The 13,354-nt window shown below is 43.0% G+C and carries 10 protein-coding genes and 1 pseudogene; 6 read left to right on the forward strand and 5 right to left on the reverse strand.

All coding sequences use genetic code 11. From position 1 onward, the window contains the following. The first annotated feature begins 73 nt into the window (after positions 1 to 73). The 3 genes from MHI38_RS02365 to MHI38_RS02375 all read left to right on the forward strand — a co-directional run bounded on the left by MHI38_RS02365 (position 74) and on the right by MHI38_RS02375 (position 4,814). Positions 74 to 1,888 carry a family 43 glycosylhydrolase gene (locus tag MHI38_RS02365; protein ID WP_154888883.1) on the forward strand — a complete coding sequence of 605 codons (1,815 nt, stop codon included), beginning with the start codon at positions 74 to 76 and terminating at the stop codon, positions 1,886 to 1,888. A gap of 360 nt (positions 1,889 to 2,248) precedes the next feature. Further along, the gene (locus tag MHI38_RS02370) at positions 2,249 to 3,601 is read left to right on the forward strand and encodes a glucoamylase family protein (RefSeq protein ID WP_341180897.1); all 1,353 of its coding nucleotides are present in this window, start codon (positions 2,249 to 2,251) and stop codon (positions 3,599 to 3,601) included. Positions 3,602 to 3,794: 193 nt separating this feature from the next. After that, complete coding sequence (locus MHI38_RS02375; protein WP_253494566.1) at positions 3,795 to 4,814, forward strand: phosphotransferase enzyme family protein; 1,020 nt, start codon at positions 3,795 to 3,797, stop codon at positions 4,812 to 4,814. A gap of 87 nt (positions 4,815 to 4,901) precedes the next feature. On the opposite strand, the gene MHI38_RS02380 is transcribed toward MHI38_RS02375, so the two are convergent. Beyond that, complete coding sequence (locus MHI38_RS02380; protein ID WP_253494564.1) at positions 4,902 to 5,600, reverse strand: transglutaminase-like domain-containing protein; 699 nt, start codon at positions 5,598 to 5,600, stop codon at positions 4,902 to 4,904. Positions 5,601 to 5,629: 29 nt separating this feature from the next. Continuing rightward, complete coding sequence (locus tag MHI38_RS02385) at positions 5,630 to 6,391, reverse strand: AraC family transcriptional regulator (protein ID WP_308721778.1); 762 nt, start codon at positions 6,389 to 6,391, stop codon at positions 5,630 to 5,632. Positions 6,392 to 7,078: 687 nt separating this feature from the next. Between MHI38_RS02385 and MHI38_RS02390 the strand changes: the two genes are divergently transcribed. Continuing rightward, entirely contained in the window at positions 7,079 to 7,834 is a 756-nt protein-coding gene (locus MHI38_RS02390; RefSeq protein WP_341180898.1) for an SDR family oxidoreductase, read from the forward strand. A gap of 115 nt (positions 7,835 to 7,949) precedes the next feature. On the opposite strand, the gene ureC is transcribed toward MHI38_RS02390, so the two are convergent. Together ureC and ureA are read right to left on the reverse strand one after the other, a co-directional pair. Continuing rightward, entirely contained in the window at positions 7,950 to 9,662 is a 1,713-nt protein-coding gene (ureC, locus tag MHI38_RS02395; RefSeq protein WP_251504636.1) for an urease subunit alpha, read from the reverse strand. Continuing rightward, entirely contained in the window at positions 9,662 to 10,285 is a 624-nt protein-coding gene (ureA, locus tag MHI38_RS02400; protein WP_221788077.1) for an urease subunit gamma, read from the reverse strand. The genes ureC and ureA overlap by 1 nt, the downstream gene beginning before the upstream one ends. A 311-nt stretch (positions 10,286 to 10,596) precedes the next feature. On the opposite strand from ureA, the pseudogene MHI38_RS02405 reads away from it, so the two are divergent. Both MHI38_RS02405 and MHI38_RS02410 read left to right on the forward strand, forming a co-directional pair. Beyond that, positions 10,597 to 10,788 (forward strand): annotated as a pseudogene (locus tag MHI38_RS02405) (AraC family transcriptional regulator); the annotation flags it as partial. A 58-nt stretch (positions 10,789 to 10,846) separates the two neighbouring features. Further along, entirely contained in the window at positions 10,847 to 11,827 is a 981-nt protein-coding gene (locus MHI38_RS02410) for an ROK family protein (protein ID WP_341180899.1), read from the forward strand. 71 nt (positions 11,828 to 11,898) lie between these two features. On the opposite strand, the gene MHI38_RS02415 is transcribed toward MHI38_RS02410, so the two are convergent. After that, on the reverse strand, positions 11,899 to 13,101 hold the full coding sequence (locus MHI38_RS02415; RefSeq protein WP_341180900.1) for an AraC family transcriptional regulator: 1,203 nt from the start codon (positions 13,099 to 13,101) through the stop codon (positions 11,899 to 11,901). Between the last annotated feature and the right edge of the window lie 253 nt (positions 13,102 to 13,354).

Consider the following 13,354-nt stretch of genomic DNA (forward strand, 5'->3'; position numbering starts at 1 on the left):
AGTATGATATATACTAGGTTAAGCGCTTTCTTTTAGATCAAATTCAATATACATACTTAGGAGGCTACTAAACTTGTTGAATACAAACACCAATTACGCAGGATATCTTTTTGTGCATTTTATCGGTGAGCAGCCCGATGGAGAGCAGGTTTATTTTTCATATAGCGAGGATGGCCTTCATTGGAAGGACTTAAACGGGGGTAAGCCCGTATTGCGCTCCAATCTGGGGGAACAGGGTGTACGCGACCCGTTTCTCATTCGCTCCGCTAAGGAGAATAAGTTTTATCTGATTGCAACCGATCTACGAATCGCAAGCGGTAAAGGCTGGGGTGTTGCTGTAAACGAAGGCAGTCGTGATATTGTCGTATGGGAGTCCAGTAATCTCATGGATTGGTCTTCTCCTTGGACAGTTACACTTGGCACCCCGGGTGCAGGTTGTGTGTGGGCACCTGAAGCCGTATATGATGAAGCGGCTGATGAGTTTCTTGTATTCTGGGCCTCAGCCACACAAGATGCAGATGAATCTGAACGTAAACAGAAGATTTACAGCGCACGCACCAAAAACTTCCGTACATTCACTCCATCGGTAAAGTATATCGAGCGTGAAAACCACATCATCGATACGACCATTCTGGCTTCATCGGGTTCTTACTACCGATATTCCAAAGATGAAACAACCAAAAACATTCGTGTTGAAAAGGGGCGATCTCTGGACAAGGACGCCTTCACTCCGCTCCATGCGCCTGTGTTGGAAGCTCTGATGGGTGTAGAAGGGCCACAGATATTTAAATTCAATGACCGGGATGAGTGGTGCCTGATTGTGGATCGTTTTGCTGAGGGAAAAGGTTATCTACCGCTGTTGACGACGGATTTGGATAGCGGAAACTTCCGAATAGCTTCAGATGATGAGTTTGATATGGGAAAAACCCAAAAGCGGCACGGCGGCATTCTGCCAATCACCGCGGAAGAAGGTAATTGTCTGCTGGCCGCTTATGGAGACGGTCACCAGGTACTGGCTGGTCAATATGCTGACCCTGATGTGGCGAAGTTTGGCGACCGCTATTATATGTATCCTACTACGGATGGCTTCGACGGGTGGTCAGGTACGCAGTTTAAGGTGTTTTCCTCCAGCGATCTGCAATATTGGCAGGATGAAGGGATTATTCTTGATCTGGCAACGGATGATGTGCCTTGGGCCATCGGGAATGCATGGGCACCAGCGATTGCCAGCCACAACAACAAATATTACTTTTATTTCTGCGGCAAAATGCCTAACCAGGAAAGTGCTATTGGTGTCGCTATTGCCGATTCACCGACGGGTCCATTCCGAGCGGAGCCTGAGCCTTTAATTACAATGGGTCAATTAAGACATCTTGGGATCAAGATGGGGCAAGCCATTGATCCTTCAATCTATGCAGAGCAGGATGGCAAGATGTATCTGTTGTTTGGCAACGGTGATGCTGCAATTGTGGAGCTTGGTGACGATATGATAACTGTTCGTGAAGAAACGATGCGTAACATTGCAGGATTGCATGATTTCAGAGAGGCCGTAACCGTGTTAAAGAGGGATGGGCTTTACCACTTCACATGGTCTTGTGATGATACGGGAAGTGAGGATTATCACGTCAATTACGGTACGTCGGAAAGCCTCTACGGCCCGGTCACCTATCACTACCCTGTCTTAAGCAAAAATGTAGAAAAAGACATGCTTGGAACAGGACATCACTGTATTTTCCATGATTCTGAAACGGATCAGTATTACATGGCTTACCATCGTTTTGTCACTCCGTTATCGCGGTTCTCGGAGGGAAAAGGATACCACCGTGAAGTGTGTATTGACCCGATTCAGTTTGGAGCGGATGGGCGAATGAAGCCCGTTGTGTTGTAATATGATGGGATGGTTTGAGCATTAAAGCAAACAATCACGATACAAACCAATACAATTCGATTAGAGTATCGTGATTGAACTCATCATTTGTATGTCTCATGGAAGCCGCTAACTATAGCGGCTTTTTTAGATTTTGCTTATATATGTACCTGGCTCGAAGCATTGTTATTACGAAAGAGGGCAGTTGTATACTTCAAGAATTCACGTTTCATATGAAACGTTTCGAGTCGAAAAATAAAAAGCGAATCTAAATACAACTATTTAAAGTAAGGGTTTTCATTTTGTTATTTACCAAATATGGACATTCATGATATCATAAATGCGAAACGTTTCGAATTCGTTTTTGAAGGGAGAAAAGAGATGAACATTGTAAAAAGGTTAGGACTAATAATAACTTTTTGTCTGTTTGCCAGTACAGCTTTCACTCCTGTCATATCTGCACATGATTCAAGCAAGCCGCCAGGCTTCAAACCGGAATTAAAAGCGGTTGCCAAAAAAACGTACAAGTACTTCAAAGATTTCACCGATCCCAAAACCGGGTTAACGTACGATGAAGTGCGAATGAAGGAAACGGGAACGGAAGAAGCCAGGCGTACCTCACCAACAAACATTGCGATGTACATGATGAGTACCGTTTCTGCAGAACAAATGGGACTGCTTTCGAAAAAAGAAGCCGTATCCCGCTTGAAAACAACGTTAAACACACTGGAGAAGATGGATAAGTGGAACGGTCTCTTTTATAACTGGTACAACACGGACGATGGTTCCGTCAAAAAAGATTGGGGGCAATTTATATCTCAAGTGGATAACGGTTGGTTATCCGCAGGCTTAATCGTAATTGGTCAAGCTTATCCGGAATTAAATGCACAAACCAGCACACTCGTTAAACAAATGAACTATACAACGTTATACGATCCGGAAGTCGGCCAATTCCGTGGTGGCTATGATGTCGCGAAAGGCGCACTGACAGAGCATCATTATGGGTCCTTTTATACGGAACCTCGTGTAGGAAGTTATATTGCCATCGGTAAAGGAGATGTACCAAAAGAACATTGGTGGAAGATGTACCGCACGATGCCACTTGAATGGGATTGGCAGTCTCAGATTCCACAGGGTCACACGGTGAATTATGATGGCGTGGATGTCTTTGAAGGAAGTTATGAGTATCAAGGTAAAAAGTTCGTTCCTAGCTGGGGAGGCAGTATGTTTGAAGGACTGATGCCGGGTCTGGTGATCAAGGAAAAAGACTTGGGTACTAAGGCGTTAGGTCTAAACAATAAACGTCATGTCGATCTGCAAATCGAATATGCCAAAGAAAAAGGCTATGCTGCATGGGGATTCTCGCCATCGGCAACACCTACCGGATATAGTGAGTTCGCAGCGACACCGCTTGGCATCTCAGGTTACAAAGACGGAGCAACGGTAACCGCGCATGCAACATTCCTTGCCCTGGATTATGCGCCTGAAGAGGCACGCAAAAACATCAAAACTTTGAAAAAGTTAAACATGATGGGCAAATACGGCTTATATGACTCCATTAATCTGGAGACCAAAGAAATCGCCAAAGCTTACTTGGCACTGGATCAGGGCATGATCATGGTATCTATTGCGAACTATCTGGAGGATGGAGTTATCCGTGATTATTTCCACAGCGATCCTATTGGTCAGAAACCTGAAGAACTGTTGAAAAAAGAAGTATTCTCCATTCAGTAGACCCGATTCAGAAGGAACGAGGTATCACTTGATGACGCCTCGTTCCTTTTTTGTTGATTAGGCTTATGGCTTTTTTTGTGTATAACATAGTTTAAATTGTTTACTACATATTTTTAAGCTTTTACGATCGTTACAATAACGTATAAGAGAAGTAGGTGATTTTTACTACATGAAAATTGCAGGAGGATAACCAATGAAAGATTTTTTAAAATTTGATACGAATGAAGAACGGCAAGCGTTATTAATTAGAGCAAGGAAGGTTGCTTTATCAGCAATCCAACAGTATGACTTAGAATGGGATAAAATCGAGTTTATTCAACTATCTGAATCGATCACGTATAAAATTGAAACCAGTACAGCTAACCATTATTTGCTTCGCATTCATTCGGACCGATTGAGCAGAGAGGAAATTCGTTCGGAGCTCCTACTGTTACAAGCACTGAAAAAATCGAAAGAACTAAATGTATCCGAAGGGATACCAAGTTGTGATGGTATTTATGTTTTGGAGATTGAAACGGAAATGGGATATAGACGGCCTTATGTAACAATGATGCGGTGGATCGAGGGTGAAAAAACAACAGGGGAATTTACGGATAGCCATGCGTATAATATGGGAGTAATGATTAGCAGGCTCCATGCAGCAGCAAAGGATTTCAATCCACCTTCTGATTTTGTAAGGTCTGCTTGGGGAGTAGAAAGCTTTAAACGTGAACTGGCTAAGTTGGAACGTTACCATCAACGTTTTTTATCCGAAAAGGCATGGAAGCTGTATCAAGATGCAGCGGAGAAGGTTGTATCCCAACTTACCACTATGCGTCAAACTGAACATAACTACGGACTAATTCATGCTGATTTACATACCGGTAATATGGTTTTTAACGATGATCAACCTTCACCGATTGATTTTGAAAGATGTGGGTACGGATATTTTCTCTACGATATGGCAGGCACCATGCTGGAGCTTTGGCCTAAACATCGATGGCAGCTTATCCAAGGTTATGAGAGTATTAAGAAGCTGGAAGCGGACTATACTCGGGATCTGGAATGTTTTTTCATCATGTTCATGATCGAGAACTTCTGCCATCACGCCTCCGATCCAAGAGAAACAGCCAGTTTAATCGATGAACAAAAATATGCCCAAGCATATATAAGAGAATATTTGAACGGTAATCCATTTTTATTCGAAGTGGTCGAGCCTGTAAAAATGGATTAATACTAGCTTTCAGACGGAACGAAACGGAGAACCTACCCCGAATCTTTCCGTCTTTTTCTTGGTGTTTTGCTTCAAAAGAATAAACGTTCACCCCCGCCTAATACGTCTCACATTCCTATTCATTAGACGACGAACCACATGGCTGAATATCATTCTCTTGATTGGATTTAACTTTTGGGGATGGAGAGAAAAGAATTGATCCGGATTGTCAAACGTACCGAAATCCTGGACAATGCCTTCTTTCTGCACATAGGTGTCATTTTCATTCCAAAAAATAGCAGGTTTCTGAAAATCGTCCGTAGCCACTCCATAACCACAAAATGAACCAGTACATTGCTTAAACTTTTGCTGAAGCTTGGTCAGATAAGGGAGATCCAGGATAAATCCCTCAATATTTAACCATCTGTCGTTATATAACACTTCAATCCAGCTGTGGATAATCTCTTTCGGAGAAAGGTGGTAATACCAGCCTTTCATGGCTCCCTTTTGCAATTGCTTATGAATCGTAAAACCGTGAATCCGGCAAGGGATGCTTAGCGCTCTAAGTAGTGCCATGAATAAAATGCCTTTCGTATTACACTGTCCATAGCCGTCGTGGAGCACTTCTGAAGCCTGAATATTATCGCTACGATTATAACCAAATTCAATCTCGTCACGAACGTAGTTATATACGTGAAGGATTTGCTCCTTTACAGGGAGTGAAGCCCAGTTACGGCTGCGAATGAGGCTCTGAATGGTCGAATGATTGTAATCTAACAATTGCGTTTGCTCGAGATTGTTGTTCATGATGAGCACCTCCTGCAAACATTGTATCGTCAGTGCAGGGAGGAAACTTGCAAAAACACGCTATCCTTACGAATATCTTTGGCGGTCATTCCGAGCAATCGCTTGCTGGTATTGGCAAAATGGGAGGGCGTATCAAAACCAGCCGCCATGGCTGCATCCGTGATGCTCGTTCCTTGGAAAATCAAATAGGATGCTTTCTGTAGCTTATGTAACAACATATAACCGCTAAGCGATATGCCTGTATTTTCTTTAAACAGATGTGACAGCCTGCTGTTCGATAGACCGAACTGTTCAGCATACATACGAATAGAGTGCTCCGAATCCGTGCAATCCTTCATATGTTGGATCAGTTCCTTGATTCGTGAATCCGTAATCGCAGGTGGAATGTAATCCAGTTGAAAAAGAGTCATGAGTTCTTGTAAAAATACACAGTAAGTCTCTGCATCATTGAGTAACGGTAACCGCCTTTTGATATGTTCGGCGACTTCTTTACCAAGCTCTTCGGGAAAACTGGCATAATTCCGCTTGCCCATATATTGTTTAAATGCTGTTGCCATCTGGGATGTGCTATCTATTAAAAGCAATACTACGGGCTGCCCTGAGACCTGCAAACGATGAGATATATTGGAGTTAAGCACGATTACAGCAGTACTTATAATCTCTCCCTGAACCTCAATCTTAAAATGATTTTTTAAACCAATCGTGACTTGAATAAACGTATGTTGATGTGCCTCAGCATCGATGGCATTGGAATGCACAAGAATGTGATGCTGCGCGCCGTATAAATTCATCAAACGGGTATCACCTCATAGGTAAAATAGATGGATCTAATAGATTGTATCAAATAATTGGATAGAAAAATCACTTATGTACCTAGAAAACCTGATCTGAATGATGTCAACTATAGGTACTGAAATGGGGAAGAGAACATTGAAGAAAATGATAGTGTTGATTCTATTACTTAGTTTAACATTGGTTGTATTAGGTTGTTCAACGGATCAACAATCCAGCTTGAGACTTAGCGATGAAAGAATCAAGTAACTTCGCAAAGAGTACCCCCTTTCCGATGGTCACTCTGATTATGCTCTAACCATAGATGTTCCTTTTGAACAAATTTTGAAGAGATCAGATTCCGTTATCATCGCTGAAGTTATAAAGCAAAACGAAAATTTTCAATCAACTTTATCTACGGAACCAGGAACATCAGAGGGTAATTTAGCCAAAAAAAACATTCTTTCACTAGGTATGCCACATATTATGTGGTGGATGAGAAGTATGTTCTATCTGCTTATCACGGGAAAACGGAAGAGATGAGAGGCTTCACCAATCAGACCGATGGAATAACATTAAATTCCTTGGTTAAGCTGATTAAAGAACTTTGGTCAAATCATCAAAGATGATGTTCATCAACTCTATTATCTATTATGATGAAGAATAATAAATATGAACTAGCAACTTTCACAAGTGGAGGTAGAATGATGACTCTAACTCAGAGAAAAATCGCGATTATCACAGGTGCCAGCGGTCCCAGAGAAATGGGAAGTGCTTTTTGTCGCAAACTAGCTTCCAGAGATATTGATATTTTCTTCACACACTATAAGGCTGATCCGGAATGGACACTTGCGTTTCACAAGGAAATTGAAGACATGGGGGTTCGCTGTACATCAATCGAGATCGATCTAACCGAGCGTAACGCAGCACAACGAGTATATGAAAGTGCAGTCCAGCAACTGGGACAACCCTCAATACTGATTAACAATGCGGCTTATGGTGTCAACACCGATTACAAGTCCTTTGACGCCGAACTCTTGGATAACCACTATGCTGTTAATATGCGAACGACATTTTTACTGTGTACGATATTTGCTCGTGAATTCGAAAAATCCAATCTAACCACAGGCAGAATTATCAATATGACTTCGGGACAGGATATATCGCCGATGCCAGGGGAGTTAGCGTATGTTGCGACCAAAGGCGCAATCTCTGCTTTTACTACATCCTTATCCCGTGAACTTGCACCTTTAAAGATTACGGTAAATGCCGTAAATCCGGGGCCAACCGATACAACGTGGATGGATGATTCCATTCGTGATTATCTTATGCCAAAGTTCCCGTTGGGACGGATTGGAGCACCTGAGGATGCAGCGAACATCATTGATTTTCTCGTGAGTGAAGCCGGAGCTTGGATTACGGGACAAGTTATTCATTCGGAAGGTGGATTCATTCGAGAATAATCGAAAGCGACTGGCAAAAAAATGATTGGAATCATAAAAAGCCCGGCTAGGTTAGCTGGGCTTTTTTCTAGATTTAAACGGAGCCATTCAATGAAGGCAACAACGATTTCACATATTAACTCAAGAAGTATCTCTGAGCCATGGGTAATTCGTCAACCGGAAGACAGCGTAGCGTTTCACCATTCACGGATACGGTATAATTTTTCGGATTAACCATAATCGTTGGCGTTTCTCCATTTAAAATCATATCTTTTTTGCTAGCTGCACGACAGCCTGTCACAGGCTTTAAAGATTTACTGAGCCCCAGAGGGGAAAGGGTACCAGCATCAATAGAGGCCTGGGACACAAAGGTTGCACAAATGGCAGAACGAGCTTTGCCATAGCTCCCAAACATCGGTCTGTACATATAGGGCTGTGGTGTCGAGATCGTGGAGTTCGGATCTCCCATTACACTATGCATAATCATGCCGCCCTTAATAACAAGTTCGGGTTTAACTCCGAAAAAAGCGGGTTTCCATAACACAAGATCCGCCATTTTACCGACTTCAATCGATCCTACATATGTTGAAATGCCATGAGTAATTGCAGGGTTAATCGTATATTTGGCAATATATCGTTTCACACGATTGTTATCCGCCTGGGTATCTCCGGTAAGCGAACCGCGTTGTTTTTTCATTTTATCCGCCGTTTGCCAGGTTCGGATTGCCACCTCACCTACACGGCCCATCGCCTGTGAATCTGAACTAGTCATACTGATTGCACCGATATCATGTAATATATCTTCCGCACCAATTGTTGTCTCCCGAATCCGCGAAGCGGCAAAGGCGACATCCTCCGGAATTTTGGGATCGAGATGATGGCAGATCATTAGCATATCCAGATGCTCATCGACGGTATTTCGGGTATAAGGCATGGTTGGACTGGTGGAAGAAGGCAGGACATTCGGCATGGAAGCAACACGTAACAAGTCCGGCGCGTGACCACCGCCCGCACCTTCGGTATGGTAGGTATGAATGGCGCGACCATTGAATGAACGCAAACTGTCCTCCACATATCCGGCTTCATTCAGCGTATCGGTATGGATATTGACCTGAATATCATACTGTTCTGCCACGCTTAAACATTTGTCGATAACATATGGTGTGCTTCCCCAGTCTTCGTGAATTTTCAGTCCGCCAACACCAGCAAGTACTTGTTCCATCAACGCTTCAGGTCTGGAACTATTACCTCGGCCAAGCATCACAAAATTCATCGGAAGTGAATCAAGCGCCTGCAGCATGCGTTCAATATGCCACACCCCTGAGGTACAGTTAGTAGCGAGTGTGCCCGTGGCCGGGCCGGAGCCTCCACCAACCATCGTGGTAATCCCACTTTGCAACGCAATTTCAATTTGCTGCGGAGAGATGAAATGCACATGGCTGTCTACACCGCCAGCGGTTACAATCAAATTTTCACCAGAGATCACTTCTGTACCTACCCCAATAACCATGTCAGGATCGACACCATCCATCACAAATGGATTTCCCGCTTTGCCAATGCCTCGGATCAGTCCGTCCTTAATGCCAATATCGGCTTTGACAATTCCCCATGTATCCACAATAACAACGTTGGTAATGACCGTATCCAGAACGCCTTCGCTACGCGTTGCTAGAGGATGCTGTCCCATGCCATCCCTGACCGTTTTACCTCCGCCAAAAACACACTCGTCTCCATACACAGTAAAGTCTTTTTCAATCTCGATTTTTAACGAGGTGTCCGCGAGCCGGATCCGATCTCCGGTCGTGGGGCCATACATGCTTGCATATGTCGCACGATCAATGGTGTTCATCATTCAACCCTCCCGTTGGTTAACCCGGCGAATCCATGGATTTCCTTCGTTCCACCGATTTCAACCAGCGTAATGTCATGAACGTCTCCCGGTTCGAAGCGGACGGAAAGACCTGAAGCGATATCCAGCCGATATCCTTTAGTACCTTCGCGGTCAAATGATAGAGCGGGGTTCGTTTCAAAAAAATGAAAGTGTGATCCGACCTGAATGGGGCGGCTGCCTGTATTGGTCACGGAACGGGTAATGCGTTTGCGGTCAGGCAGCAGGACAATTGGGTCATCCGCAAATTCATACTCACCGGGGATAATCGAACCATCGATCCGGGCAACAGGCTCATGTACAGTCACCAGCTTCGTTCCATCGGGGAACGTGGCTTCAATCTGAACTTCACTCAGCAACTCGGCTACGCCATCCATTACCTGGTTTGCTGATAAAAGGTGACGAGCTTCTTCCATGAGTTGTTTTACGGTTTTCCCATCCCGTGCACCCTCTACGACAAAACCTGAGATATAGGCAGCGGCTTCCGGATAATTCAACTGAACGCCACGTTTCAGCCGCTTTTCAGCCATATCTGCAGCAAGGTACATCAGTAATTTTTCACGTTCCTGTACAGTTAAATGCATAGTCAGCAACTCCTTCGCTGAGTTAAAATGAGAAGAAATAACAGGCTTGGTTCCATGTAATCTTTTTCCAATCATTGCTTATGTTTGAAAATGTAACATGGTTGTGGAGGGGAGTCAAACAAGAATGTCAAACAACATAACATTAGAAGATTGATTTGTGCAAGATCACAAATGGTTCTTAAAGAAAAGGTGTTGAACATAATATTTGCCCAGAGATGGGTGGGGCATGATGAAACTTCAGAATGCACAGATCGTTGCGAAGAATCGGTTACATAACGCTATACTTTACCTTAGTTGAGAGGAGGGATCAGATGGATTGGCTGATGAGAATGAATCGTGCTCTAGATCATATTGAAACGAATCTATCCAACGAAATCAGTTTAAATGACGTTGCGCAGTGTGCTTGTTGTTCTTCATATCAGTTTCAGAGGATGTTCTCGTTCATTACGAATGTTCCACTGGCTGAGTATATTCGAAGAAGACGGCTTACAATGTACCGTTTTCCCTGGTTTCGTGGTTTAATAGTGATGTGTCAAAACCATTAAAAGTCAGGATGTTAATATGAGCAAATATATAATTGGAATAGATCTGGGCGGCACCAATATTAAATCCGCTGTGTTTAATACAGCATTTAAGAAAATTCACGAACGGAGTGATGCCACGGAAGCCGATAAAGGCCCGATCCATGTGTTAAATAAAATGGCGAACATCACGCAAGAAATGATGGCGGCCGAAGGAATCCATCCAGATGAGGTGAACTGCATGGGGATAGGTGTGCCTGGCTTGCTAGATCCACAAACGGGCTTATCTATATTTTCGCCTAATTTTCCCAAATGGGAGAATATCCATGTAGTGAATCACATGAACAACCATTTCGATTTCCCCATTTTTATCGACAATGATGTACGCGTTAATCTATATGGTGAATGGCTGTTTGGTGCTGGTGTCGGTTGTCGCAACTTGGTATTACTCACCTTAGGAACCGGTCTGGGCTCTGGAATCGTTAATGACGGAAAGGTGATCTACGGAGCAACCTCAAGCGCAGGGGAAATGGGACACATGAATATGTATAGGGAAGGCCGTGCTTGTCGTTGCGGTAGTTCAGGCTGCCTGGGCAGATATGTATCTGCCATTGGGATGGTTCGAACATTGACGGAAAGGCTGGAGGCAAGCCAATCCAGTATGATTACGGAGTGGGTAGAAGGAGATCTGTCCAGAATTACCGCTCATATGATCTCGAATGCATATGATCTTGGGGATGCACTTGCTGTTGAAGTCATGCACGAAACAGGAGAGATATTAGGTTTCGGCCTTTCTAATGTCATAAATATGTTGAATCCCGAAATGATTATCGTAGGTGGCGGCATGTCCGCAGCTGGTGATCGTCTCCTTAATTCCGTACGTAATACCGTTAGAAATCACTCATTAAAGCTCTCTTCAGGAGCTTGTACCATCGTGCAAGCTAAATTGGGTGGACAAGCGGGTGTAATCGGTGCAGCAGCATACGCAAATCACAGGTTACTTTCAAACACCGGAATGTAACTTGGAAGTTACTAAATACACCTTTAAAGCCGCTTTTACAGCGGTTTTTTGTTGTTTTTGATCCAATTAATTTAACCGTTTGTTCTTTGATCTTTAAATTGTTTGGGTGTACATCCCGTATACGTTTTGAACACTTTCGCAAAGTAACTCTGATCGTAAAAGTTTAAAAGCGTAGAAATCTCCGCTAACGTATAGTGAGAATACGTCAACAGATTTTGCGCCTCTTCAATTTTCGTTTTCAAAATAAACTGCGAAATGGAGATGCCGACTTCTTTTTTGAACAGATTGGACAAATAATTCGGATTCAACGAAGTGATTTCAGCCAGTTGTGAGATCGTAATCCGCTCATTTAAATGGTTAAAGATATAGTTTTGACATATGTTAATCGGTTTCGAGTATTTGTGTTTTTTACTACGCTTCACACGTTCCGCAAAATCAAGCAGAGCAACCTCCATTAAATCCTCAACCGCTTGGCTGTCGGTTAAGTCCTCAATTTTAAGGATATAAAAATCACTAAGATTATAAGCAATCTCTTGAAAAACACCACCTTCTACCGCTGATCTTGTCGCAAGCGTGATCAGTGAGATCGCCAGATTCTTTTGACTACGCAAATAACTCGTCTTGGACAACACACTCTTTTTGCCTTGTTTGTGAATGGTATGAAAGGATTCCAGCACCTTATCGGTTCTGCCCAAGCGAATGAAATCAAATACTTTTTTCTCTTTATCGATTTCCGTGTGAACGAGATTATTTTGACGGTCGTCTATGATTTGCTTATACGGTTGCTCGATTTCCAGCGTTTTTCTCCAACGCTCATCCTCATTTTTCATCAAGATTTCGTCCAGCGTTAGCTTTTCCTGATAGAGCATGAAATACATCGCCATACTAAGATTAATTAATTTAAACGTACTCATCACAGGGACTCCGTCGTAATATTTCTTCATTTCATGATGATCCGCTTTGGCTAACAAATCACTTAGAGTCACACGAATAATTTCCTCTGTCATTTTAAAATTAATAATCGGGCCTACAATGATGATTCCTTTCCACTGATGATCCGCATGAATACGTATGGCGAAAAATTTCTCCAAATACATTGTTTCACGAAGGACAGGGAGTTGCTCGATTGGCATGCTGGAAAACAGGTCTGTCATGATCTTGTAGTCAGAGGGGAATAAGGGGTTACACCGGAAATCCACAGGGGTGACCTGATAGACTAGCGTGTATTCATTATCAAAATAGTAGACGGGTACATTGTATAAATGATGTGTCATATTACATATATATTCAAGGTTTTCATCACAAAAGTTAGGCATCACCAAGCCTCCGTTTCAATCTAAGAACTGAAAAACACATGTGAATATTCCTATTTACATGTGAAACTTACCATATGAAACCTCACAAGACCGATTATAATTTGTCATGAAATCGATTTCAAGCACGGATTTAAGGGGGATCAGCTACTCAGCCAATATAACACATGACCTATACCCTGAATTGAGAGCGTTATCAAATGATCAGATTCAT

It is taken from the genome of Paenibacillus sp. FSL K6-1558 (assembly GCF_038002565.1).
Lineage (GTDB): Bacteria > Bacillota > Bacilli > Paenibacillales > Paenibacillaceae > Paenibacillus > Paenibacillus polysaccharolyticus.

Coding starts and splice junctions, on each gene's coding strand:
- MHI38_RS02370 (WP_341180897.1), top strand. CDS start 2,249: ATGAACATTGTAAAAAGGTTAGGACTAATAATAACTTTTTGTCTGTTT.
- MHI38_RS02375 (WP_253494566.1), top strand. CDS start 3,795: ATGAAAGATTTTTTAAAATTTGATACGAATGAAGAACGGCAAGCGTTA.
- MHI38_RS02380 (WP_253494564.1), bottom strand. CDS start 5,600: ATGAACAACAATCTCGAGCAAACGCAATTGTTAGATTACAATCATTCG.
- MHI38_RS02385 (WP_308721778.1), bottom strand. CDS start 6,391: ATGAATTTATACGGCGCGCAGCATCACATTCTTGTGCATTCCAATGCC.
- MHI38_RS02390 (WP_341180898.1), top strand. CDS start 7,079: ATGACTCTAACTCAGAGAAAAATCGCGATTATCACAGGTGCCAGCGGT.
- ureC (WP_251504636.1), bottom strand. CDS start 9,662: ATGAACACCATTGATCGTGCGACATATGCAAGCATGTATGGCCCCACG.
- ureA (WP_221788077.1), bottom strand. CDS start 10,285: ATGCATTTAACTGTACAGGAACGTGAAAAATTACTGATGTACCTTGCT.
- MHI38_RS02410 (WP_341180899.1), top strand. CDS start 10,847: ATGAGCAAATATATAATTGGAATAGATCTGGGCGGCACCAATATTAAA.
- MHI38_RS02415 (WP_341180900.1), bottom strand. CDS start 13,101: ATGACACATCATTTATACAATGTACCCGTCTACTATTTTGATAATGAA.